The organism is Salmonella sp. A7 (assembly GCF_020181675.1).
Classification (GTDB): domain Bacteria; phylum Pseudomonadota; class Gammaproteobacteria; order Enterobacterales; family Enterobacteriaceae; genus Salmonella; species Salmonella enterica.
On record NZ_CP084001.1, the window covers coordinates 3,483,188 to 3,504,523 of the forward strand.

Sequence of the window (21,336 nt, forward strand, 5' to 3'; positions counted from 1 at the left end):
GCTAACCCATCATCTTTTGATACGCCTCCGCAGCTTGCTCAGGCGTTAAATTGGTAACCTCGGTTCGGATTGGCGTACCATCCGGGCCAGTTAGTTCATTTTTCACGTTGTCTTTAAACGCCTGAATAGCGACATGGCGCCCCAACAACTCAAGGTTTTTAACCTTGTCGGGCCACTTAATCTTTTTAAGAATACCCACCATTGCGCGGTCATCCCCGCGCCCCTCGAACATTTCGGCCAGGTTGAATCCGCTAAGGTACCGACGCCACGATTCCGGCCACTCAGAGAGTGGCTTAACGCTCAAATCGTCTTCGAGAATATCGGCCACATCGAGCTTGTCGATCTCCACCAGCCGCATCAGCACATAATTCGCGTCGATGCCCAACTGGTCGATACGCTCCTGCTTTAGCTCGTTGATGCGGGCGCGTATTTCAGGTTTGCCATAAAGTTCAGCCCCTGTAACATGCGCTCGCTTAGCGGCGTATCCTGCACGGATAGCGGCTTGAGTGGCATTCAGATCGACAAGAAACTCGCGGCAAAACACCTCATGCTTTGCTTTCAGCTTCTTAGTCATTTGATTTTCCATATGTCAGGTCATTATCGAAGCCCCTCGTTGAAGAGCTTCTGTAATGCTTATTTACGTAGCCGCTCCAGCAAATCCTTCTCAAATATCCCGGTACTTTTACACTCAACCGGCTTCACCTTATCGTTACCGTCGGCAGTATCCAGTCCGGCAGTGCCTGTCACCATTACCGAAACATTACTGCCTTCACCGGCACTCCAGACCTGCGCGACGATACGATAATGCTCCTGGATATTTTGTGTCTGCGGTAACAGTGAACAGTCCAGATACAACGAACTCAGTTCCGGGTCATCCCCTGTACCGGCGATAATACCTGTGGTCTGGTCGTTAACACTGGCTGTGATGGCCTTCTCCCTGAAATACAGCGCCACGGCATTCAGCAACTCATCCGGTTTACGGTTACCGATGAATGAGGTTGATATCTGTTCACTCATCCCTGGCTGCTGCCCGGCCTGGCTGTCCTGCTGTTGCTGCCCTCCTGTTTTAACCGGACCATACACAGTAATGCAGCCGCCAAGACAAAGTGCGGCAGCGGTGGCTAATATACGGCGCATAGTCATTACCGATAATAAAGCGTTGTACAACCGGCGAGGGACACACATACCAGGGCCAGTACGAATAATTTTGCCTTCATTAATTTTCCTTGTTATCAGGTTTCAGTTCTGCCCGGTCACTTTGTCCCAGGTACGTTCGCATGTGCTTCCGGCGACATAACGCTCATCAGCCTCTTTTGCGAACTTTCCCGCCAGATCGTCAGCTTCGCCAAGCAACTGGGCGAGCAGTATTCCGGTCTCGGCTTTTGCCTGGCCTGCTGCGGCAAGAGCGGAAAGCCTGCCGGTTTCACTTCCTGCAAGTTGCCGTTGTACTGCTGCGAGCTGCTGTTGCAGCCCACCGCGAGCACGCTCAGCAGCATCAGCATCGGCCTGTATTTTTGCCAGTTCTTCATCAGCTCTTTTCCGTTCTTCATCTGCGGCGTGCTGGCGACGCTGCTCTTTCGCTCTTTCGGTTACTTCACGCTGCAATGCGGTGGTCGCATCAGTAAGGTCTCGTTGCGCCCACTGGAATTTCCAGGATGTATCCGCTCTCTGATAACCTCGTGAATAACACCAGTACGCACCAGCGCATAACAAAAAAGCCACCAGCAGTATTTCTGCTAATGGCTTCCAGAATTTTTTAAGCAATTTCAGCAGTACTATCATACCAGCACCGATTTTGCTTTTTCAAAGCGCTTCCGCCGATCACCAATACCGTTCTGCCCTCCGTTGATGACCTGCGTAACACGTACCAGGTCGCCGGAGTATTTCAAGCATCCTTTGGTGGCGAAAAACCACGCTGCGGATCGGGCTGCATATCCTTCCTGCTCCAGTAGTTGTGGCACCAGCAATAAATCAATACCCAGCGCATCGCCGCACTTGTGGTAATTGTCACGACCGGTAATCTGGATAAGCCCACGCCCGCGATACTTCCAGCCATCTCCCGCGTCTTTGTTACCCATGCGGCCACCATAAACCAGATTGGCTATTTGCGGCTGGTGGGCGGCCTGCTTACCATCGACACGCCCCAGCATTTCGCACTGATACGTCGTCAGGCGTTTACCAAACGTCTTTTTCAGCGCCTCCACCGAATAATTGAAGCTTTCCTTCAGAACAGTAAATCCTGCTGATTCATGCCCTGTTTGTGAAATAAACATGGCCTGATCCAGTGGAGCAGTAATACCGAATTCGCTCATTGCCGCCGTAATATGTGGATACCAGCGCGCAGCCAGTTCGGCGCTGATACCTGCCGCCTGCTGAAATTGTTGTTGATTCATCAGTGCCTCAATGCATCTACCAGACGCGCCACATTACCGCGAGCCCACAGCACAGCGGCGCAGATAAGGATATTCACCATCACCACCAGCCAGTGGGATGATTCATATAGACCAAAAACAAACCGGAAAGGGACGCTGGCATATACCAGCACCATGACATAGGCCAGTAACGAAATCAGGGGGCGGTGTGTCGCATCACCGCGTCGGTAAAACATCAGAACGATGACTATCACCCCACAAATTACGGAATTCAGAACTGCAGAAGGGTCATTTGCTACCATCTGATCCCCCTCCCCTGATACGAGAAAGAATACTGAACAGGCTGTTCAGATCCTGACTGTTAAGAAAAGTGAGAAACTTTATACACATTGCAGAAATAATTACTGCGCCAAGTGCATCCAGTGGTTTTTCATAATGCGTTATTGCCGCAAGCTTAGTACCTATCAGCCCGGCACCAAGCACTCCCACAATAAATGATGTAATAAAATAAGCGACCAGCCTGATGCGTCCGATGTTGGTTGCCGTGGCGACATAAAACACCGCGCCGGCAAAAGCACCGAATACCACACCATAATCAGTTCCGGTTGCCAGACCGAATACACTGGCCCCCATTAATCCACCAGCCAACACTGTCGCACTGGATACAGGTTCGGACATTCATCCCCCTCTGGTTGTGTGGGTCCTCTCAGTTATGAGGGGAAATAAAAAAGGCTGCCTGATGGCAGCCCTGATAAGGTTGAAATCATTTAAACTGGTGATTGTAACGGTCCGGAAAGTACTTCTGCTTCGCCGTTATGGCAGATATCATCGCCCCTTGTCAGATGCCAGACACCGACAATAAGCTGTCCTGATTCCAGATCGTCAACTGTGTCATTCGTATAGTATGCCACCTGAACAACACCGTTATGCTGAATCCAGTAATACCCTTCTTTCATTCACACCTCCGCAAGACTAAGCAAATAGTATAGGGCGAAGCAGAAAATGCCGCGGTGCAAGAAGCCACAACTCAAATCCTGTTGTACAGGCTGCTCTTTCCAGTCATAGCCCCACCACCGATAGCTCAGATGGCGCAGTGTGTGATCAAAGGGTCAGGCTTCACGGGCTGCGTTTGCTACGTCGGTAATATCGAGGGTGGTTCCCGGAGCCTGATATAGTGGACGGGCTCTACGCAAGCGCCTGTCGGATTGGGTTATGAGCCGTCCGCCAGTGAGACCTGAATACGGAAAAGGCCCGCCGAAGCGAGCCCCATAATTTGTTAAAAAACAGCTCTATTTAACATAATGTACGTTATCGGCACCACTCGATCCGCACTCGCCACAGCTTTGCGGTGAAAGGCGTATTTACGCGGGTTAAGTGGTTCTAAACGGACAAAAGCGGGTGAATAAATCGTGCATAAAACAGGGTGCAAAATGCATAGCGTTTTTTCGCAGCGTAAGCCCTGTTTTATTAACTTTTCCCCTGAACAGGGTAAGAAAAAAAAGCCCCCACACGGGAGCCTCTTCGTTGAGGCCAGAAATTCAACTCATACCAGCGTAGCGCACTTTTTGCGGCCCGCACTAATACTTTTTTCACTTCGTTGTTTTTCAACCTCAGGATCCATTTGCAAACGCACATTCAACATGCAAAGACACCCTTCGATAAACCCTTCTGCGGTAGACATGAGGCGGCGGACCTCACGTTCGGAAATTTTAGCCCTTCGCCCTATCTCGCGTTTGGTCAACCCGTGGACGTAGTACAGCATGATGACGTCCAGCTCTTCGGACTTGCGCACCTGCTGCAGACGGCAGACACAGCCATCAATAACCAGTCCGTCGTCGTCGCAGCAACTCAGTCTGTTGGACGAACTGCTGACCACAAGTCCTTTAAACCCGGCAGCGACCGGAGCCCAGCTTACTGCGGTGTTGCTATCGGCAGCCCAGCCGCCCCAGCGCTCTAAAACCTGTTGAATATTACGCATAGATCTGACCTCTACGTTTTGCTACAGAAAATTTTTCAGGGAACCGCGCCCGCCTCTCCGTGGGCATGAGTAACACAGCCCCGGTTTGTGTATCGCACGCTGTTATGTGTAAAAAATTACTAGCTCGCGGTGTTACCACCTGTTACCGCTGTTACCACCATGTTCTTAACCTTTCCCTGAACGACTTATATATATATATGGGGTTGTTAGTAATAAGGTGGTAACAGTGGTAACAGTGGTAACAACCATTTACTTTCAATAAGTTAAATAGTTACCACCTCGCCTTTGAAGGTGGTAACAGGTGGTTACACCCGCCGCCAAACCTTCATTAACTTGCCTTCAACACGTCGTGTTTCACGCTTATAACCGCAATTTTGCAAAACATTGCTAATTCGCATTTCTTCGCGTTTTCCGATGTGGCTGGGATTTAAGCCAATCGCATCACGCAAAACGTCACTAGCGCGTAAAAATTCGCAGTTTCGCGGAGTGTCGTTAGTCATCAGGTCAGGCGTGTCGAGCCATTTCTCTACCGTCTCGAGCCACGCGTCCTTGATGGTGTACTGTTCGTGGACACTCGCACCGAGCCGTTCAGCATCGCGGAACTGGATGCCACCGAGGCGCTTAAACGTCTCGCGAGCCTCAGCCCATAGCAAAAGCAGGTCGGTTTTTATCGCTTTCACGTCGACTTTCGACACCTCAACGGGCAGCCACCGACGGTTACCGGTTTTATCAGCGAGGAATTCGTCCTCGTTGGTGGTACCGACAAACACCAGGCGACGCGGGAACTGGGTGGCAAACTCCCGGTATTTAGGGATCCAGTTCTCATGCGTACGTGTCACGAATGCCTTGATGGATTCCAGCTCTTTGGTATTGAGGCCGCGCAGCTCGCCAATCTCCGCCACCAGACGCCCGCGCATCTTGCGTGCGAGGTCATCGTCTTTCTCTGCGAAAGAGATCTCAGTGAAGAACGCCGGGTCGGGGCTCAGCGCCTCCACGCCGGAGGATTTACCGCAGCCCTGAGGACCGACGAGGATCGGCACCATATCGGCTTTAACACCGGGTTCCAGCACCCTGCCAGCCAGCGCCGTCCACATGTACATGGACACCGCGCGGGCATATGGCGTGTCGGCGGTACCGAAGTGCGTATGGTAGAAAGATTCGATGCGTGGCACGCCGTCCCACTCCAGCCCGTTTAGCCAGGTGGTCGCCGAATCGAACGGCTGTTCGTCAGCGGCCAGCAGTACCACGTCGCGGATGAGCTCGCGCCCGACAGGCTTAAAGCCGCGCTTTTCCATCGTGATGCGCAGGCGCGCATAGTCCGCATCGGTGAACGCCTGCCACTGACCGGAGCCTGCCGGGGCGAACATGATTTCATCGCGGAACTGGTCGAAGCGAATATCGATGTCCACGAAGTCAGGACGCACAACGGCTTTGGCCGCGTTGCTGATGGTGGCCTCGATGCGGCCCCACTTATCGCGCTCGAACGCAGGCAACGGCAATGGCTCGGCCACTTCTGTGCTGGTCAGGTCTTCGAAATCGTCGTTGCGGATCCCAATGGCATTAAGGAAATCGCCGTCGTCGCGGTGCGCACAGCTGGCGTGCAGACACTTGAAATGCCCCTGCTCAAAGCCCGCGGTACCACCCGGGAAGTAAACTGTGCTGGTCGGGTCGCCGCTGGTGCTGTGACCATCCTCAAACGGGCAGCGGATATAGCGCTCGCCGTTCGCGCCGTCCAGCAGCGTCCAACCGTTCGCATCCAGATAATTCGCTGTCTCATCCGTGGCGCCGGGCGTGAACGTTGAGCGGTCGCGCATCTTCGTGCTGCCCGCTTCAGTGGTGACCGACACAGGCAACTGGTCCGCCAAGCGCTGCCACAGCGTTTCGAACTGGTCAGCAGTAATGACGGGTGGCTCACCCGGCAGACCACCGTCCCATTCAATACGCGCGCCGCTGCTGTGCGTACCGCAGGCAACGAACTGCTGCCCGTTCGCCAGTAGCTCGATAATCCCCATATCACCCGCCAGACGGTGGATGCGCTTACGGAAATCGCCGTCAACGGCCAGTAGGTACAGACATTTATTGCTGTTGGCGCGCCAGCGTCGTGGCGGCAGATCGCCCAGCAGCTGCACCAGCGTTTTGCGAATATCAGCCTGTATGTCTTCGTCTTCGCTGTCACAGTCCAGCGCAAGCCAGCCGTGACCGGTACGCACGCAGATCCCGTAATCGGGCTCTTTAGACCATCGGGCAAAGTCATGTTCAGTAACGACATGCTCGGTCCAGTCTTTAATCCCGGTAGCCAGGCGGTCGCGGTTATACAGGCTCGGCGTTTTGCCAAGCATTTTGAGTTTGCTGTTCGGGGAAATGGCCGCACCCGGGTTGCACACAACTGGCAGCAGCTGGTCGGTACGCCCCAGCACCAGATCAAAGTGAAACCATTCATCAGGCGTCGCCCCCCAGCTTTTGTTTTCTGGCATGGGTTACGCCTTTTTGTCGTTTTGGGGGCCGTGCAGCAACCAGTTAGGATCGCAATCAAGCGCAACGGACATTTCAAGAAGATAACGAGGGCGGGAGATAATACCGCTTTCAATTCTGTTTATCGCCTGCTGACTAACCCCTGTTAGCTCTGCCAGCGTGACCTGTGTCATTTTGAGCTCTTTACGTCGCTCTTTTACTCGGGTAGCCAGAGTCATAGTTATCACCTCATACAATTTTAGTGGTATTTAGCAACAACTAATGATGTTTGTCAAATACAACAAAAATTGTATTTAATAATAGAGGATCATAATTTCAACTCTTAAAAGGTATTAAAAATGTCTCTCGCAGCACGCTTCAAAGCCCGCCGCCTCGAGCTCGGAATGACGCAAGTAGAAGTCGCAAACTCTGCGGGGGTGAGTCAACAATCGATTGAGTCTATTGAAAGCGGACGGACCCGAAAGCCGCGCAACCTTTTGGACCTTGCCAAAGCGTTAAAATGCAGCCCGGACTGGCTCCTGAATGGCAAAAACATCATGCCGCTTACCGAAATAAGCACCAGAAGAATACCTGTACTGAGCTATGTGCAGGCAGGCTGCCTCACAGAAGCAAGAGACATAACCGACCTGACAGGTGATTTTGAATATATTCTGGCTGATTCCGATGTACCAGAGACGTGTTTTGCACTGCGTATAGATGGCGATAGCATGCAACCTGAATTTAAAGAAGGGGATATTGTTATTATAGATCCCGACCTATGCCCTTCTCCTGGTGAATTTGTCGTCGCCAAAAACAACGGGCATGAAGCAACGTTTAAGAAGTACCGCCCGTTAGGAATAGGGATTGACGATTTCGAACTGGTACCACTTAACCCTGACTATCCAGTATTACGTAGCGCGGAGCTGCCATTACGCATTATCGGAGTGATGATTGAGCACCGCATTTACCGCCGTAAACGTTAATTTACCCCTTCAGGAGGGTCAGAAGACCCTCCCTCCCTTCTCTTACTTGTAAAATTCTACAAACTAAATTCATTTAAATATCAATAAAGTGGTATTCACACAACACAAAATACCACATTTGTGGTTTACAAAATACAACTCAAATTGTAGATTTAACCCCAAGTCGAACGGCGCGACTCTAAACCATGCGTCGGGACCGTGGCGGGACAGGATGTCGGCAATGCGGGTCAGTAAGTTCCCTTTGGGGTGCGGTGAATTGCAGTCCACCGAGACAAGCCGAAGATCAGCACCGGCCACCGCACCACCAAAGTGAACTGACCTATACAGGAACACACCATGATCACTGTTAAAAGAGCTGAATACCTGTCTGCGCTGACATGCGCTGGCGTGAAGGAGGTCCGCTATTACCTGAATGGCATTTTCTTTGACTCTGAGGGTTTTGTTGTGGGCACAAACGGGCATCGCCTGTTTTGCGGTAAGGCCATAACCGAAGGGGAAAGCGCCATCGTCAACGTGAAAGCAAAGCCTCCCACAAAATTTGAGCAGGTCCGTATAGATACGGTATTGAAAGCGGCCATTTTTCTCGATAACGAAGGCCGGACAGTCATGACATCGCCAGTCGAAGTTATTGACGGACATTTTCCGGACTGGCGCCGGGTGGCTGACTTTAAACCCGGAAAAGTGGATGCCATTGGTATACATCTGCCCTATCTGGCAGACGCTGCGAAATGCTCAAAATATTTCGATAAAAAGGCCAACGCCATTATCGAAACACAAGGCGTATCTGACGCGATACGCCTTCAGTTAAGCGCTGACGCTTATATGCTCATTATGCCAGTCCGTATGCCGTCCCCATCTGAATAAATCACCTATTGCTGTGTGTAGTCCTTGCCCGCCACCTTCGACGGGCCTTTTTCTGTCTGAAAACGCATCCATGAAAGTGTTACGCCTCGCCCGATGGCACCGGGTGCGTTCCCCGACATAAAAGGAGCACCACCGATGAAACCTGAACACCTCCACCGGCTGACGGGGCGCGACGTGCTCCGTTACCGCCACAAAACTTTCGACTTAATTACCGGTCTGGCCCTCGCTACTGCGCTCGGCCTGATCATAACTTTCATTCTCCTTGTAGCGAGGACTGCAGTATGAGCTTAGAAACAAACCTGGAGCTTAATAACCAACTGGTAACCCGTAATAACGAACTGCTGGAACGTCTAATCAGCACGCTGGCATCAGGCGTTGTCATGCGCCCGGATGCTATAGCGCAGGTGCAGGAATACCATGAAACAGTGGCTAAAACAAAAGCGGCACTGACACTGGACGACCTGACATTCAGCGACGTTATCGCGCTGGCAGCGTTCTATCCGGTGCCGCAACAAATAACCGAAGAAATGTTGCAGCGCGCCGTCGCGTACCGCGACGCAACCGGTGAAGCACGCGTGGTGCAAATCGATGCACTGGACAGCGCGTTGCAGGGTGTTAAACGCGCGAAAGAGTTGCTTAAACCCGCCCTGCTCGACCTGTCCCGCAACATTCTGAAATTCTGGGACGACCTGCCGACCATCGGCGAGCGCCGTGCTTTTGCCGAGCGCCTGCTTGATGCTCCGCCAGCCGGACGCGATGAAGTAAAGCCAAAGAAGGGAAGAAGCAAAAGCGAACCACAGAAACGCAAGGGGCCGTTCTTCGTCCGGCATGAGGACGGCAAAATCGGCGAACTCAGTACCGAAGCCGAGCTGAAAGCGCATCTTGATGCGGGTTATACAGAAATCAACAAAGTCGAGTATCTGCAACGAAAAGAGGAAGCAGAAAAAGCCGGTACTGAGACAGGCGACAGCCAACAGGATTTTGCGGCTCTGCGTAAACAGGCCGAAGGGTTGATCCTCCAGCTCGCGAAAGGCGGATACCGTGCCGAAGCCGTCGCCATTCTGGAAAAACAGGGGGCGAAAAAGTTGGGTGAAGTCGCCGACGAGAATCTCGCAGACGTGATCGCCCAGGCTGAAAAAGCGTTATCAGTGGAGTAACTGCCATGAACTGGATAGACATTCCGGGTTGTGCAGGATTCTACCAAGCACACCCCAACGGGGTAATCCGCAGTACAGATCGCAAGGTTCGCGATGAGAACAACGGAAAAATATTGTCTGTTAAAGGCCGCGAATTAAAGCCTCAGATCAACCGCCGTGGATATTTAACGGTATCGATTTGTATTAACGGCCAGCGCAAGCAAGTTCCAATCCATCGTCTCATCGCCAAAACATTTCTCTCATGCGATACCCCTGACGCAATGGACGTTGACCATATCAACGGTATCCGCACTGACAATCGAGCTACCAATCTTCGTTGGTTAAAACGGTATCAGAATTGCAGCAACAGACATGCCTGCAAAAGCAAAACGAATGTTGTAGGCGTCACCTTCTACGCAGGTAAGCATAAGCCGTGGCGTGCCTACGGTAGCAATAACGGTCGATACACCCACTTAGGGTATTTCGCCTCCTTGAACGAGGCAGCGGCTGCGCGGCGAAAACACATTCAGGAGGTCATGAATGCCTGATGTTCATGCAAGACTTTCCCCGTCATCCGCGCATCGGTGGATGCGCTGCCCCGGCAGTCTGGCGCTTGAGGCCACGCAACCAGACAAAGAAACGTCTTTCGCTGTTGAAGGTACCACGGCGCATGCACTCGCTGAAAAGGTACTGCGCAACCGCCAAAGCCACCCGGAACACTATGGGGGCTGCAATGTCGCTATGTTCCTCGGCTCTTACCCGCTCGCTGAGCATCCTGATGATACTACAGGCCCACAGGTAGATGAGGAAATGGTCGAAGCCGTTGGCCGTTACGTCGATACAGTCTGGGCGCTGTCACAGGGCAATGAGTTGCTTGTCGAGCAACGTGTCGACTTCTCCCACATTGTGGGGGTTGAAGAGTCATTCGGTACTGCCGACGGCGTAATCATCGCGGGCAACGAGCTTCAGATCCACGACCTGAAATACGGTAAGGGTGTGTGCGTCGATGCCGAACAGAACGAGCAACTGCAGCTGTATGCCCTGGGCGCGCTCGAGCAGTTCAGCATGCTGTACGACTTCGAGACGGTGCGCCTGTTCATCCACCAGCCGCGGCTTAACCACGTTTCAGAGTGGGCCCTGACGGTGGAAGAGCTCCAGGCATTCGGCGAACGGGCGCAGGAAGCGGCCGCCAGTGTGATCGTGATGTTCAACATCGCCGATTGTGAGGGTGTCGAAACCCTGCCGCTGGAAAACTTCACCCCTGGCGAAAAACAGTGCCGGTTCTGTAAGGCAAAAGCCGTTTGCACTGCTCAGAAAATGCAGCACATGCAAACTGCTGCCAACGATTTCGAAGACCTGACAAAACCAGTCGGTGAAATCATAACTGGTGCCCGCTCGCGCGTACCGCTTCTGACCATCAAGGAACTGGCGGAGATTTACAGTCAGGCCGATGCTATCGAATCGTGGCTAAAGGCTGTGCGCGACCGGGTGAACAGTGAGCTGAACGCCGGGCATCCGGTACCGGGCTTTAAGTTGGTTACTGGTAAACAGGGTAATCGCGCCTGGAGCGATGAAGAAGCCGCCCGCGCGCTGCTGAAAGACCAGTTCCGTTATAAAACTGAGGAGGTTTTCGACCTTAAGCTGATTAGCCCAACCAAAGCCGAGAAGCTTATCAAAAAGGCCAGTCCTCGCCGCTGGACGAAAGTCGAAGCGCTGATCACCCGCACTGACGGTAAACCCACCGTAGCCCCCGAATCCGACCCGCGCCCGGCGCTCAATATCAACCCTGTTAACGACTTCGACGACGTATCCGACGACGCGCTCGCCGCAGACCTCATCTGATTAAGGAAATACTCCATGAAAATTAAACTGAATAACGTACGCCTTGCTTTTCCTGCACTGTTCGAAGCCAAAACCGTAAACGGTGAAGGCGACCCGCGCTTCTCGGCAGTCTTTCTGATGGCTCCGAACCACCCACAACTGGAAGAGGTTCGCAAGGCGTTAAAGCAGGTGGCCAAAGAGAAATGGGGTGAGAAGTGGGAAATCATCTACGGCCAGCTCGAGAAGAAGCTCAACCTGTGCCTGCATGATGGTGACGAGAAAGCTGAATACGAAGGCTTCCCGGGTAACTTCTTCCTGAACGCAGCCAACAAAGCGCGTCCGGCAGTTCTTGACCGTGACCGTTCTCCGCTAATCCAGGCTGATGGTCGTCCTTATGCAGGCTGCTATGTCAACGCAGTTATCGACATCTGGGCTCAAGACAACAACTTCGGCAAACGTATCAACGCTTCGCTGGGCGGTGTTCAGTTCCTGCACGATGGCGACGCCTTCGCTGGCGGAGGAGTGGCAAGCACTGACGACTTCGACGACATCAGCGAAGGCGCCGATGCCGACGCGCTGATTTAACTCCCCACCGCGCCCGGCATATAGCCGGGCTATTTTCCGAGGTCAGAACAATGACACAAACAGTATTAACCAACCATATTAAAGAACAAGTTATCTGTAACGCGCTGACAAAAGCGGGAATACCCAAGCGCAAAGCGGCGCTGCGAGCAGCGCGTATGGACTGGGCTGAGCGTGTTCGCCTTGCGGCGATTGGTGGTCAAGAAGTTGAGGCCGAGATAATCAAAAATCTCAAAAAAATAGAAACGCTGGCATCAAAATTCCCCGAAGCACTGAAAACTACCAACACTTTTATCAGAACAGATAGCGACATTTATCTCAATCTGGCAGGCGCGCGAGTAAACGTTTATTTCAACGGGAACTATCGGGCACATGAACCCAACGCACCAGAACACATCCGCAAAATATCACCGTATGAGTTCACCCTCCTGGCGGATGATCCTCTTGTTACCGAATTCTACGGATTCGATGCGCTACTCAAGCAGATCAAAAGCGATGAAGCGGACATTCGACAGAATGTCAGTGCAGCGCTCAGTAAAGTGCGCACGGTTAAGAGGCTGCTGGAAGAATGGCCCGAAGCTAAAGAACTTCTGCCGGCTGACGCCCCGTCCGTCCCCCTACCACCAGCGATACGGCGCGAAACACTCAACGAAATGATCGGGCTCCCCTCTGACGAAGAAGCCGCAGCGTAATCACCTCACCCGGCCATGCGCCGGGTGTTTTGCGAAGAGCGTCCCTTTTTGCAAAGCACCCGCGAGGAATATCTATGTCTGAAAACATTCTCTGGGGCGACCTGGAAACCTTCTGTGAAATACCCATCAAAAACGGAACACATGCCTATGCCGAGGGCGCCGAAGTAATGTTATTCGCCTGGGCTATCAACGACGGGCCTGTTAACGTCTGGGACGTCACTGCCGGCGGCGGTATCCCCCACGGCTTGTACGAGGCAATCGTAGACCCTGAAACCCTGCTTTATTTCCATAATTCGTACTTTGACCGCACCGTCCTGCGTTATGCAATGCCGAGGCTGGCACCGCCAGTAGAACGCTGGCGCGACACAATGGTACAGGCGCTGGCGCACGGACTCCCCGGCGCACTGGGGGTGCTCTGCGAAGTGCTGGGCGTTCCGCAGGACAAGGCGAAGGATAAAGAAGGTAAGGCGCTCATACAGCTTTTTTGTAAGCCACGGCCAAAGAACAGCAAACTGCGCCGCGCGACCAGTAAGACGCACCCGGAAGAATGGCGGCGCTTTGTTGCTTATGCTGGCCTTGATATCGAAGCCATGCGCGAAGTGTATAAACGCCTGCCGAAGTGGAATTATCAGGGTGCAGAGCTGGCGCTCTGGCATCGTGACCAGCATATCAACGACCGCGGCGTCTGCATGGATGTGCAGCTCGCGCAGGCAGCAATCGAGGCTGTAGACCTGGAGCAAAAGCGCCTTGCGAAACGCACACAGGTGATGACCGATGGCGAAGTGCAGGCGGCCACGCAGCGCGACGCACTGATTAAGCACATTGTTGAATCCTACGGCGTGGAGCTGCCGGACATGCAGCGCAGCACGCTGGAACGCCGCATCACAGATCCTGATTTGCCGTCGGCGGTAAAAGAGCTACTGGCTATCCGCCTGCAGGCCAGCACCACCAGCACCAGTAAGTACAAATCGCTGATGAAAGGCGTGAGCAGTGACGGTCGTCTGCGCGGCACGCTGCAGTTCTGCGGTGCATCGCGAACCGGGCGCTGGGCCGGGCGATTATTCCAGCCGCAGAACCTGCCCCGCCCTTCTCTTGAGCAGGAGCAGATAGACGAGGGCATCGAAGCACTGAAAGCCGGATGCGCCGATCTGCTGTTCGATAACATCATGGAGCTGACCAGCTCTGCGCTGCGCGGCTGCATTATGGCGCCCGAAGGTAAAAAGCTGGTGGTTAGCGACCTGTCGAACATCGAAGGGCGCAAGCTGGCCTGGCTTGCCGGTGAGCAGTGGAAACTGGACGCGTTCAGGGAGTACGACGAGGGGACCGGCCCCGACCTCTATAAACTGGCCTACGCCCGCGCCTTCAACATCTCGCCGGATGATGTTGATAAATACCAGCGTCAGATCGGCAAGGTGATGGAGCTCGGCCTCGGCTTTGGCGGTGGCGTTGCGGCGTTTCTTACCTTTGCCCTTGTATATGGTCTGGACCTCGACAAGCTGGCGAACGCCGCGCTACCTAATATCCCTCGCGACGTTATCCGCGAAGCGAAAAGCTGGTATGACGAATCGGTAAAACGTAAGGCGACCTACGGCCTGTCTGAGCGCGTATTTATTGCCTGTGACTCGCTTAAACGTCTCTGGCGCAGAGCGCACCCGGCAACCTGCGATTTCTGGTATGAGCTCGAGCGCACCGTCCGCGCCGCAATAGCCACACCGAAAAAAACGCTGTACTGCAGTTATCTGAAAATCCGCCGCGATGGCGCATGGCTGCGCATACAGCTGCCATCCGGGCGAGCACTCTGTTACCCGTCCCCGTCCATCGAGAAGGGGAATATCACCTATCAGGGCGTTAACTCCTACTCGCGCAAATGGCAGCGGCTCAAAACCTACGGTGGAAAGCTGGTGGAAAACGTCACACAGGCGGCCGCCCGTGATGTTCTGGCCGGAAACATGCCGCTGATCGAGGACGCCGGTTACAGCATTGTGCTGACGGTACACGACGAAGTTATTTGCGAAGCACCGGACACCGACGATTTTAACGATAAAGCGCTTTCTGCGCTGCTCTCCACTAACCCCGAATGGGCGCCAGATATCCCGCTGAACGCTGGCGGCTTCGAGGCGTACCATTACAGAAAAGAGTGAGTTATGACACAGGATGAAGTTAAAGCGCTGTTCGTCTACGAACCACTGACGGGGTTATTGCGTCGTGTTGGTGGTCGTAAGCCCTACCCGTGGCACGGTACGGGTAAGAATCAGCGGTATCTTGCAACCACTATCGGTAGAAAAACCTACTACTTGCACCAACTCGTCTGGCTCTACCACCACGGATCCATACCACCGATGCTGGACCACATAAACCGTGACCCGCGTGATTGCAGGATAGAAAACCTTCGAGTCTGCAATAACGCCCAGAATCAATACAACATTGCAAAGCGTAGGCACAACACATCCGGTTTCAAAGGCGTTGTGTTTCACCCTAATTGCCCGCGAAAGCCATGGCAGGCAAAAATCGTAATCCGAGGACGAGTTAAAAACCTCGGGTATTTTCCCACAAAAGAGCAGGCAGCAGAGGCTTACGCCAAAGGCGCGGAGCTTTACGCAGGAGAGTTTGCCAGCTCACTCTGAGGTATCTCCTATGTCATTCGAAAAACACGACAGCCCGTTGTATTTCCGGTCTGCAAGAGAGGCTATGCGCCTTGAGCAGGCTGGCGAATATGACCGGGCGGCGAAAGTATGGGCCAAAGCAAACCAGGAATCCCGCAACCCTGTTAACCAGCAGTGGAGCGATAACCGCGCTGATTTCTGCATCATGCAAAACATCCGCGAGAAGCGTAAAGAGGCAGAGGTATGAAGATTCTGCTCCGGTTAGTCCTGTGGGGCGGAGGTATCGCCCTTTTTATCATGCTGCTGGGATGGGCGGGGGAATCAGACAGGAATGACTGTGAAGAGCGCATAGCCAAAGAACTAAGCACAACCGCGGTGTATATAAACGGTCACTGCATGGTCAAAGGCTACGGCCGCTTTGACGGGAGATAGCGCCATGGCCTACGAACGTGAAAACCTCATCGAAAAGCACCTCGTCGCCGAAGTAAAAAAGGCTGGCGGTGTGGCTTATAAGTTTATATCGCCCGGTCACCGTTCAGTACCTGATCGCATTGTTCTGCTACCCGGCGGTCGCATCGTCTTTGTCGAATGCAAAGCACCCGGCAAACCACCACGCGCCGACCAGCTGCGCGAGCATGAACGGCTGCGTGCGCTGGGCTTTACCGTGGTGGTACTGGATAGCAAAAATCTGGAAGAGATTCTTCAAAGAGACAGATGCCAAGTATCATCAAAACAATGCCTATAAAAATTTATTTTATCTTCGTCTTTGACCCTTCTAAATTTAATTTTGTCATCGTAGGGAATCAATACAAAGTCTTTATCGTAGGCATCACAACGCCCGAGGATGAAACCATTACTACTTTTTGACAATAGTATAAAGGGTGCGTCAGTTGTTGTCGAAAGCCCATTTTCACCATTATCGTACTCCGGATACGATACTTTATTAGACGTTGAGTTAACGAATCCAGCAAGAAATGACAGCACCAAAAGACACATTGTACCCAAGACAGCCGATGTGATCTTATTTGTTGGATTTGATTTAAAAACACCATTCCAAATAACAATCATAATCATAAAAACCACAACAATAATGCCAAGTGATACCAAGAAAATGGCTTTCCCACTATATATCAACATAAACAATTTAATGGGATTTAATATATTAAAGGTGTAAACGCTCATAATCCACAATGAATAAACACCAGAAATCACAAACCATAAAATCGATGATCTTTTCGGCAAATCAAACCAAAAAACGCAAAAGAGAGGTAGATATATTGTCGATATTTTAAATGAAGTTATCAGGATAATGTTAATGTTTATATCTATAAACTCTATTGGATATTTAAAATAATAGCTCTCCCCAGCTAAGTAGGCATAAGTCAAGATATAAAGCAACGCTGATATAGTAGGTATTGACGAAAAATCTTTGAGGAATTCTCGACCTGAAATTTTCATTATTTATATCCAAGTTTATATGAATGAGACGATTATATGTCCAACCCACATACTTTCCTACCCCACCCTTATCAAGTTCTAATCATTAACCACCAAATCGACATCCTGCGCTGCAACATCTGGGCGGGTATGGGCATGGGTAAAACCGTGGCGACACTCACCACGCTGGAAGATCTCTTCATGGCGGGCGCGGAAACACAGCCCGCGCTGGTCCTTGCGCCGCTGCGCGTGGCCGCCAGCACCTGGCCGGATGAAGCAGTGAAATGGAGGCATCTGCGCAATATCGAAGTGCAGCCGATTGTTGGTAACGCCAAAGCGCGCGCTGCGGCGCTGGCGAACAGTAACGCGAGCGTTTTTACCATCAACTACGACAATCTGGTCTGGCTGGTTGAAACGCTGGGAGACCGCTGGCCGTTCGGTACCGTCATCCCCGACGAAAGCACCCGGCTGAAATCCTTCCGGCTGCGCGGTGGCGGTAAGCGCGCGGCGGCGCTGGGTAAAGTCGCACATAAGCACGTCCGGCGCTGGATGAACCTCACCGGTACGCCAGCACCAAACGGCCTGGTGGATTTGTGGGGGCAGGCGTGGTTTGTCGATCAGGGCCAGCGTCTCGGGCGCACCTACGGCGCGTTTACCTCCCGCTGGTTCAATTCAATACAGTTTCCGGGGCAAAGCTGGACGAAGCTGGAGCCGTTCGCACACTCGCAGGACGAGATACAGCGAGCGTTAGCCGATGTGACCATATCGCTGGATGCCGCTGACTGGTTTGATATCCAGGAACCCATCCATAACGTGATCCGCGTGGACATGCCGCCGAAGGCCCGCCAGCAGTATCGCGAAATGGAAAAGGAAATGTTCCTTGAGCTGAACGGCGAAGGCATCGAAGCGCCAAACGCCGCGGCAAAAACGGTGAAGTGTCTGCAAATTGCCAGCGGTGCGGTATATACCGACGACGCCGGAAGCTGGTCAGAACTGCATGACGCGAAGCTGCAGGCGCTGGACAGCATACTGACGGAAGCAGCTGGTGCGCCGGTGCTGGTGGCCTACCACTGGAAACACGACCTTGAACGTTTGCTTAAAGCATTCCCTCGCGGCCGCCACCTCGACCAGGGTCCACAGACCCTTCGCGACTGGAACGCCGGAAAGATACCGGTCCTGTTCGCGCACCCGGCAAGCGCAGGCCACGGCCTGAATATGCAGGATGGCGGCAACATACTGGTGTTTTTCTCGCACTGGTGGGATCTGGAGCAGTACCAGCAAATTATCGAACGCATCGGGCCAACCCGGCAGATTCAGGCCGGACACAACCGCCCAGTGTTCATTCACCACATTATCACCGCCGACACTATGGACGAAATGGTGATGGAGCGACGTAACTCAAAACGAACAGTGCAGGACATCCTGCTCGATGCCATGAAAAAGAGAGGTATAGCATGACACCGGTTATCTCTGATACTGACCTGATTAACATCAAAGAGGTTGAGCGCTCTGTTGGCCTGAAAAAATCCAGCATTTATGAGCGCATCAGTAATAACGAATTCCCGAAGCCCAAGAAGCTCGGGAGCCGAACCTCCCGCTGGGTACGCGGCGAGGTAGAAGAGTGGAAAAAACAGTTTCTTTAAATCAAACGCAGCTGGTCAATATAATCCGCATACCACTGCATCATTTCCCGACGCCCTTCCATATAGAGGGCATGGTTATAAACCCCGCGAATATTATTCTTGTCCACATGAGCGATCTGGAGTTCAACCCAGTCAGAGTTGAATCCTCTATCGTTCAGTATGGTGCTGAACGTATGCCGGAAGCCATGCCCTACAACCCTTCCCTTATACCCCAGCGTGTGGATCATCCTGTTTATTGTGTTCTCGCTCATGACCTTTGACGGGTCATTCCTGCCGGGGAACATATTCACGTATCGACCTGTAAGACCGTGCAACTCTTTCAGCAAGACAACAAGCTGGTCGGAAAGCGGTACCAGGTGCGGGCGATCCATCTTCATAAATTCGGCGGGTATCTCCCATAGCCGATTATCGAAATCTACCCATTCCCATTTTGAGTGCCGCAGTTCGTAGGTACGCAGCCCCGCCAGCATCATGATCTGCAAACCCAGCCGGGGAAGCGGACTCCCCTTGTAACCCTCAAGCGCCGCCAGAAAATCGGGTAGCTCTTCCGCTGTCAGGAACGGGAAGGATTCACCTTTATGGCCGGTCATTGCGCTATTCAGTTCGCTGACGGGGTTGTACTTCGCGCGCCCGGTCGCAACAGCATAACTGAATACCTCGCCGCACCATCGGCGCGTTTTAGCTGCTTTCTCAGTTGCGCCGCGATTCTCAATTTTACGCAGCGCCGTCAGCATCTGGACGGGCTCGATCTCAGCAACCGTTAACTTACCAACCGCCGGAAAAATATCCTTATTGAATGCTTCGAGAATGTCAGAGGCATAGCCAGGCGACCAGCGCGGCTTCTTAAACTCATGCCACTCGATGGCAATATCTTTAAAGGTAATAGAGTTTGCTGCGGCAGCTGCAACGTGGCTTTTGACCTTTACCGGATCCACACCAGCTGCAACACTTCGCCGGGCTTCATCTCGCTTTTCGCGAGCCGCGGCCAGTGAAACCGCCGGATACACACCGAGCGCCAGCATCTTTTCTCTACCGGCGAAGGTATAGCGATATCGCCAGTATTTCGCTCCACTGGTTTTCACCAGCAGAATAAGCCCGTTACCGTCTGGCAGTTTGTAGTCTTTCTCGCCAGGCTTTGCCGTCTCGACCTGTCGCGCATTTAGTTTCATAGGTACCCGCCTCAAACTCAGATACCCGTCTATGTACCCGTTTTAAATTTGGATTGCAACGGTAAAAAGTGGATAACACTGGACAAACAGAACGGTCAATTACAAGAAAAACAAGGAAAAATAGACGATTGGGGATGATACTGGAGGAAAAAATGGTGCCGATAATAGGAGTCGAACCTACGACCTTCGCATTACGAATGCGCTGCTCTACCAACTGAGCTATATCGGCCCTGAGAAGGGTGTGTTCACGCGGGTGAATCACGGGATAGAAGGTTAAAACTAACCGGGCGGTGCGTCAATAGCCTTGCTACTCAACCGGCTATTTTTGCACCGCTCGACATTAATTACGCACGAATCGTACCATCGCCAAAGCCGATCCACTTATAGGTGGTAAGCGCTTCAAGCCCCATCGGACCGCGGGCATGTAATTTCTGCGTGCTGACCGCCACTTCTGCGCCAAGCCCAAACTGCCCGCCATCGGTAAAACGGGTAGAGGCGTTGACATAAACCGCAGCGGAATCCACTTCGTTCACGAAACGCGCAGCATTATGCATATCACACGTCAAAATCGCATCGGAGTGCTGAGTACCATGTTCGCGAATGTGGGCGATAGCGCCATCCATATTTTCGACCACCACAACGTTCAGATCCAGAGACAGAAACTCGTTATCCAGCTCTTCCGGTTTCAGCGGCACCAGTTTGGCAGGACCATGCAGTGCCTGTATGACGGTTTCATCCCCATGCAGCGTCACGCCACTCTCCGCCATCTGCTTGCTCAGCGCAGGCAAAAAACGTTCTGCGATGTCCTGATGCACCAGCAAGGTTTCCACCGTGTTACAAGTGCTCGGGCGCTGGGTTTTGGCGTTGACGATAATCTTCAGCGCCGGGGCGATGTCTGCGCTGCTATCGACAAAAATATGGCACACGCCAATCCCGCCGGTAATCACTGGGATTGTGGATTGCTCGCGGCACAGTTTATGCAAGCCTGCGCCGCCGCGCGGGATCAGCATATCGATGTACTTATCCATACGCAGCATTTCATTGACCAGCGAACGATCCGGATTATCAATTGCCTGAACCGCTGCCTCCGGTAAACCGCAAGCTTTCAGTGCCTTCTGAATGACACGAACGGTTGCGGCATTCGTGCGATGCGTCTCTTTCCCACCGCGTAGAATCACCGCATTACCGGTTTTCAGACACAAAGAAGCCACATCAACGGTAACATTCGGACGCGCCTCATAGATAACGCCAACCACGCCCAACGGCACGCGGCGGCGCTCCAGACGTAGCCCGCTGTCCAGCAGACCGCCGTCGATCACCTGCCCGACCGGGTCGGCGAGATTACAGACCTGGCGCACATCGTCAGCAATCGCTTTCAGACGCGCAGGGGTCAGCGCCAGGCGGTCCAGCATCGCTTCGCTCAGGCCGTTGGCTCGCGCCTGCTCAACATCTTGTACGTTCGCGCTGAGGATACTTTCCATTTGCGCTTCCAGTTCATCGGCTATTTTTTCCAGCACGCGATTTTTTTCGCCGCTGGAGAGCAGCGCCAGCTTATACGACGCCGCTTTAGCAGCAATGCCCATTTGTTCCAGCATATGCCTGTTC

At 52.8% G+C, this 21,336-nt stretch carries 26 protein-coding genes and 1 tRNA gene; 13 read left to right on the forward strand and 14 right to left on the reverse strand.

What is annotated here, in order from left to right:
* Position 1: 1 nt before the first annotated feature.
* From LCS67_RS17110 to LCS67_RS17155, 10 genes are all read right to left on the reverse strand, one after another.
* Positions 2-574: a terminase small subunit gene (locus LCS67_RS17110; protein WP_000162793.1), complete on the reverse strand. Its 573-nt coding sequence runs from the start codon at positions 572-574 to the stop codon at positions 2-4.
* A 59-nt stretch (positions 575-633) separates the two neighbouring features.
* Positions 634-1,137 carry a hypothetical protein gene (locus LCS67_RS17115; RefSeq protein ID WP_023136440.1) on the reverse strand — a complete coding sequence of 168 codons (504 nt, stop codon included), beginning with the start codon at positions 1,135-1,137 and terminating at the stop codon, positions 634-636.
* 102 nt (positions 1,138-1,239) lie between these two features.
* Positions 1,240-1,782, reverse strand: coding sequence for a DUF2514 family protein (locus LCS67_RS17120; protein WP_100521842.1), 543 nt, complete (start codon positions 1,780-1,782; stop codon positions 1,240-1,242).
* Entirely contained in the window at positions 1,779-2,393 is a 615-nt protein-coding gene (locus LCS67_RS17125) for a glycoside hydrolase family 19 protein (protein WP_100521843.1), read from the reverse strand. The genes LCS67_RS17120 and LCS67_RS17125 overlap by 4 nt, the downstream gene beginning before the upstream one ends.
* On the reverse strand, positions 2,393-2,674 hold the full coding sequence (locus LCS67_RS17130) for a phage holin family protein (protein WP_079964098.1): 282 nt from the start codon (positions 2,672-2,674) through the stop codon (positions 2,393-2,395). Before LCS67_RS17130 ends, LCS67_RS17125 begins: the two co-directional genes overlap by 1 nt.
* Positions 2,661-3,050: a phage holin family protein gene (locus LCS67_RS17135; RefSeq protein ID WP_001623349.1), complete on the reverse strand. Its 390-nt coding sequence runs from the start codon at positions 3,048-3,050 to the stop codon at positions 2,661-2,663. Before LCS67_RS17135 ends, LCS67_RS17130 begins: the two co-directional genes overlap by 14 nt.
* 89 nt (positions 3,051-3,139) lie before the next feature.
* On the reverse strand, positions 3,140-3,328 hold the full coding sequence (locus LCS67_RS17140) for a hypothetical protein (protein WP_000658039.1): 189 nt from the start codon (positions 3,326-3,328) through the stop codon (positions 3,140-3,142).
* Between the two features lie 587 nt (positions 3,329-3,915).
* Complete coding sequence (locus tag LCS67_RS17145) at positions 3,916-4,350, reverse strand: antiterminator Q family protein (protein WP_100521844.1); 435 nt, start codon at positions 4,348-4,350, stop codon at positions 3,916-3,918.
* 305 nt (positions 4,351-4,655) lie between these two features.
* The gene (locus tag LCS67_RS17150) at positions 4,656-6,824 is read right to left on the reverse strand and encodes a VapE domain-containing protein (protein WP_100521845.1); all 2,169 of its coding nucleotides are present in this window, start codon (positions 6,822-6,824) and stop codon (positions 4,656-4,658) included.
* A 3-nt stretch (positions 6,825-6,827) separates the two neighbouring features.
* A complete protein-coding gene (locus tag LCS67_RS17155; protein WP_080091516.1) occupies positions 6,828-7,040 on the reverse strand; it encodes a helix-turn-helix domain-containing protein in 213 nt (70 codons plus the stop codon).
* Positions 7,041-7,160: 120 nt separating this feature from the next.
* Here LCS67_RS17155 and LCS67_RS17160 point away from each other — a divergent pair, with 120 nt between their 5' ends.
* The 11 genes from LCS67_RS17160 to LCS67_RS17210 all read left to right on the forward strand — a co-directional run bounded on the left by LCS67_RS17160 (position 7,161) and on the right by LCS67_RS17210 (position 16,227).
* Complete coding sequence (locus LCS67_RS17160; protein ID WP_100521846.1) at positions 7,161-7,784, forward strand: LexA family protein; 624 nt, start codon at positions 7,161-7,163, stop codon at positions 7,782-7,784.
* Positions 7,785-8,120: 336 nt separating this feature from the next.
* Complete coding sequence (locus LCS67_RS17165) at positions 8,121-8,648, forward strand: hypothetical protein (RefSeq protein WP_100521847.1); 528 nt, start codon at positions 8,121-8,123, stop codon at positions 8,646-8,648.
* Between the two features lie 281 nt (positions 8,649-8,929).
* Complete coding sequence (locus LCS67_RS17170; RefSeq protein ID WP_100521848.1) at positions 8,930-9,805, forward strand: hypothetical protein; 876 nt, start codon at positions 8,930-8,932, stop codon at positions 9,803-9,805.
* Positions 9,806-9,810: 5 nt separating this feature from the next.
* Positions 9,811-10,332 carry an NUMOD4 domain-containing protein gene (locus LCS67_RS17175; protein ID WP_100521849.1) on the forward strand — a complete coding sequence of 174 codons (522 nt, stop codon included), beginning with the start codon at positions 9,811-9,813 and terminating at the stop codon, positions 10,330-10,332.
* Positions 10,325-11,626, forward strand: a complete 1,302-nt coding sequence (locus tag LCS67_RS17180) for a DUF2800 domain-containing protein (RefSeq protein WP_100521850.1) — start codon at positions 10,325-10,327, stop codon at positions 11,624-11,626. Before LCS67_RS17175 ends, LCS67_RS17180 begins: the two co-directional genes overlap by 8 nt.
* 15 nt (positions 11,627-11,641) lie before the next feature.
* Positions 11,642-12,190 carry a DUF2815 family protein gene (locus LCS67_RS17185; protein ID WP_100521851.1) on the forward strand — a complete coding sequence of 183 codons (549 nt, stop codon included), beginning with the start codon at positions 11,642-11,644 and terminating at the stop codon, positions 12,188-12,190.
* Positions 12,191-12,240: 50 nt separating this feature from the next.
* Positions 12,241-12,879, forward strand: a complete 639-nt coding sequence (locus LCS67_RS17190) for an Nmad5 family putative nucleotide modification protein (RefSeq protein ID WP_100521852.1) — start codon at positions 12,241-12,243, stop codon at positions 12,877-12,879.
* A 74-nt stretch (positions 12,880-12,953) separates the two neighbouring features.
* Positions 12,954-15,020 (forward strand): DNA polymerase, encoded by a 2,067-nt coding sequence (locus LCS67_RS17195; protein ID WP_100521853.1) that lies wholly within the window; start codon positions 12,954-12,956, stop codon positions 15,018-15,020.
* Between the two features lie 3 nt (positions 15,021-15,023).
* Positions 15,024-15,503: an HNH endonuclease signature motif containing protein gene (locus LCS67_RS17200; protein ID WP_052909485.1), complete on the forward strand. Its 480-nt coding sequence runs from the start codon at positions 15,024-15,026 to the stop codon at positions 15,501-15,503.
* A 10-nt stretch (positions 15,504-15,513) separates the two neighbouring features.
* Positions 15,514-15,729, forward strand: a complete 216-nt coding sequence (locus LCS67_RS17205) for an ANR family transcriptional regulator (RefSeq protein ID WP_100521854.1) — start codon at positions 15,514-15,516, stop codon at positions 15,727-15,729.
* A gap of 189 nt (positions 15,730-15,918) precedes the next feature.
* A complete protein-coding gene (locus LCS67_RS17210; RefSeq protein WP_072106198.1) occupies positions 15,919-16,227 on the forward strand; it encodes a VRR-NUC domain-containing protein in 309 nt (102 codons plus the stop codon).
* On the opposite strand, the gene LCS67_RS17215 is transcribed toward LCS67_RS17210, so the two are convergent.
* Positions 16,185-16,940 carry a hypothetical protein gene (locus tag LCS67_RS17215; protein WP_052909488.1) on the reverse strand — a complete coding sequence of 252 codons (756 nt, stop codon included), beginning with the start codon at positions 16,938-16,940 and terminating at the stop codon, positions 16,185-16,187. The genes LCS67_RS17210 and LCS67_RS17215 overlap by 43 nt on opposite strands.
* Positions 16,941-16,976: 36 nt before the next feature.
* On the opposite strand from LCS67_RS17215, the gene LCS67_RS17220 reads away from it, so the two are divergent.
* A complete protein-coding gene (locus tag LCS67_RS17220) occupies positions 16,977-18,377 on the forward strand; it encodes an SNF2-related protein (protein WP_052909489.1) in 1,401 nt (466 codons plus the stop codon).
* Entirely contained in the window at positions 18,374-18,562 is a 189-nt protein-coding gene (locus tag LCS67_RS17225; protein ID WP_000189281.1) for a helix-turn-helix transcriptional regulator, read from the forward strand. Before LCS67_RS17220 ends, LCS67_RS17225 begins: the two co-directional genes overlap by 4 nt.
* Here the strand turns inward: LCS67_RS17225 and LCS67_RS17230 are convergent.
* The 3 genes from LCS67_RS17230 to proA all read right to left on the reverse strand — a co-directional run bounded on the left by LCS67_RS17230 (position 18,559) and on the right by proA (position 21,326).
* Positions 18,559-19,731: a tyrosine-type recombinase/integrase gene (locus LCS67_RS17230; RefSeq protein ID WP_100521855.1), complete on the reverse strand. Its 1,173-nt coding sequence runs from the start codon at positions 19,729-19,731 to the stop codon at positions 18,559-18,561. The genes LCS67_RS17225 and LCS67_RS17230 overlap by 4 nt on opposite strands.
* Before the next feature lie 153 nt (positions 19,732-19,884).
* A tRNA-Thr gene (locus tag LCS67_RS17235) sits at positions 19,885-19,960 on the reverse strand.
* A 115-nt stretch (positions 19,961-20,075) separates the two neighbouring features.
* Positions 20,076-21,326, reverse strand: a complete 1,251-nt coding sequence (gene proA, locus LCS67_RS17240) for a glutamate-5-semialdehyde dehydrogenase (protein ID WP_000893220.1) — start codon at positions 21,324-21,326, stop codon at positions 20,076-20,078.
* Positions 21,327-21,336 lie beyond the last annotated feature (10 nt).

Bases quoted from the DNA above. Each gene is read 5' to 3' on its own strand.
- proA (WP_000893220.1), bottom strand. From the start codon at position 21,326: ATGCTGGAACAAATGGGCATTGCTGCTAAAGCGGCGTCGTATAAGCTG.
- LCS67_RS17190 (WP_100521852.1), top strand. From the start codon at position 12,241: ATGACACAAACAGTATTAACCAACCATATTAAAGAACAAGTTATCTGT.
- LCS67_RS17200 (WP_052909485.1), top strand. From the start codon at position 15,024: ATGACACAGGATGAAGTTAAAGCGCTGTTCGTCTACGAACCACTGACG.
- LCS67_RS17230 (WP_100521855.1), bottom strand. From the start codon at position 19,731: ATGAAACTAAATGCGCGACAGGTCGAGACGGCAAAGCCTGGCGAGAAA.
- LCS67_RS17215 (WP_052909488.1), bottom strand. From the start codon at position 16,940: ATGAAAATTTCAGGTCGAGAATTCCTCAAAGATTTTTCGTCAATACCT.
- LCS67_RS17125 (WP_100521843.1), bottom strand. From the start codon at position 2,393: ATGAATCAACAACAATTTCAGCAGGCGGCAGGTATCAGCGCCGAACTG.
- LCS67_RS17185 (WP_100521851.1), top strand. From the start codon at position 11,642: ATGAAAATTAAACTGAATAACGTACGCCTTGCTTTTCCTGCACTGTTC.
- LCS67_RS17195 (WP_100521853.1), top strand. From the start codon at position 12,954: ATGTCTGAAAACATTCTCTGGGGCGACCTGGAAACCTTCTGTGAAATA.
- LCS67_RS17220 (WP_052909489.1), top strand. From the start codon at position 16,977: ATGTCCAACCCACATACTTTCCTACCCCACCCTTATCAAGTTCTAATC.
- LCS67_RS17115 (WP_023136440.1), bottom strand. From the start codon at position 1,137: ATGCGCCGTATATTAGCCACCGCTGCCGCACTTTGTCTTGGCGGCTGC.
- LCS67_RS17160 (WP_100521846.1), top strand. From the start codon at position 7,161: ATGTCTCTCGCAGCACGCTTCAAAGCCCGCCGCCTCGAGCTCGGAATG.
- LCS67_RS17135 (WP_001623349.1), bottom strand. From the start codon at position 3,050: ATGTCCGAACCTGTATCCAGTGCGACAGTGTTGGCTGGTGGATTAATG.
- LCS67_RS17110 (WP_000162793.1), bottom strand. From the start codon at position 574: ATGACTAAGAAGCTGAAAGCAAAGCATGAGGTGTTTTGCCGCGAGTTT.
- LCS67_RS17130 (WP_079964098.1), bottom strand. From the start codon at position 2,674: ATGGTAGCAAATGACCCTTCTGCAGTTCTGAATTCCGTAATTTGTGGG.
- LCS67_RS17170 (WP_100521848.1), top strand. From the start codon at position 8,930: ATGAGCTTAGAAACAAACCTGGAGCTTAATAACCAACTGGTAACCCGT.
- LCS67_RS17155 (WP_080091516.1), bottom strand. From the start codon at position 7,040: ATGACTCTGGCTACCCGAGTAAAAGAGCGACGTAAAGAGCTCAAAATG.
- LCS67_RS17175 (WP_100521849.1), top strand. From the start codon at position 9,811: ATGAACTGGATAGACATTCCGGGTTGTGCAGGATTCTACCAAGCACAC.
- LCS67_RS17210 (WP_072106198.1), top strand. From the start codon at position 15,919: ATGGCCTACGAACGTGAAAACCTCATCGAAAAGCACCTCGTCGCCGAA.
- LCS67_RS17145 (WP_100521844.1), bottom strand. From the start codon at position 4,350: ATGCGTAATATTCAACAGGTTTTAGAGCGCTGGGGCGGCTGGGCTGCC.
- LCS67_RS17150 (WP_100521845.1), bottom strand. From the start codon at position 6,824: ATGCCAGAAAACAAAAGCTGGGGGGCGACGCCTGATGAATGGTTTCAC.
- LCS67_RS17120 (WP_100521842.1), bottom strand. From the start codon at position 1,782: ATGATAGTACTGCTGAAATTGCTTAAAAAATTCTGGAAGCCATTAGCA.
- LCS67_RS17205 (WP_100521854.1), top strand. From the start codon at position 15,514: ATGTCATTCGAAAAACACGACAGCCCGTTGTATTTCCGGTCTGCAAGA.
- LCS67_RS17140 (WP_000658039.1), bottom strand. From the start codon at position 3,328: ATGAAAGAAGGGTATTACTGGATTCAGCATAACGGTGTTGTTCAGGTG.
- LCS67_RS17225 (WP_000189281.1), top strand. From the start codon at position 18,374: ATGACACCGGTTATCTCTGATACTGACCTGATTAACATCAAAGAGGTT.
- LCS67_RS17180 (WP_100521850.1), top strand. From the start codon at position 10,325: ATGCCTGATGTTCATGCAAGACTTTCCCCGTCATCCGCGCATCGGTGG.
- LCS67_RS17165 (WP_100521847.1), top strand. From the start codon at position 8,121: ATGATCACTGTTAAAAGAGCTGAATACCTGTCTGCGCTGACATGCGCT.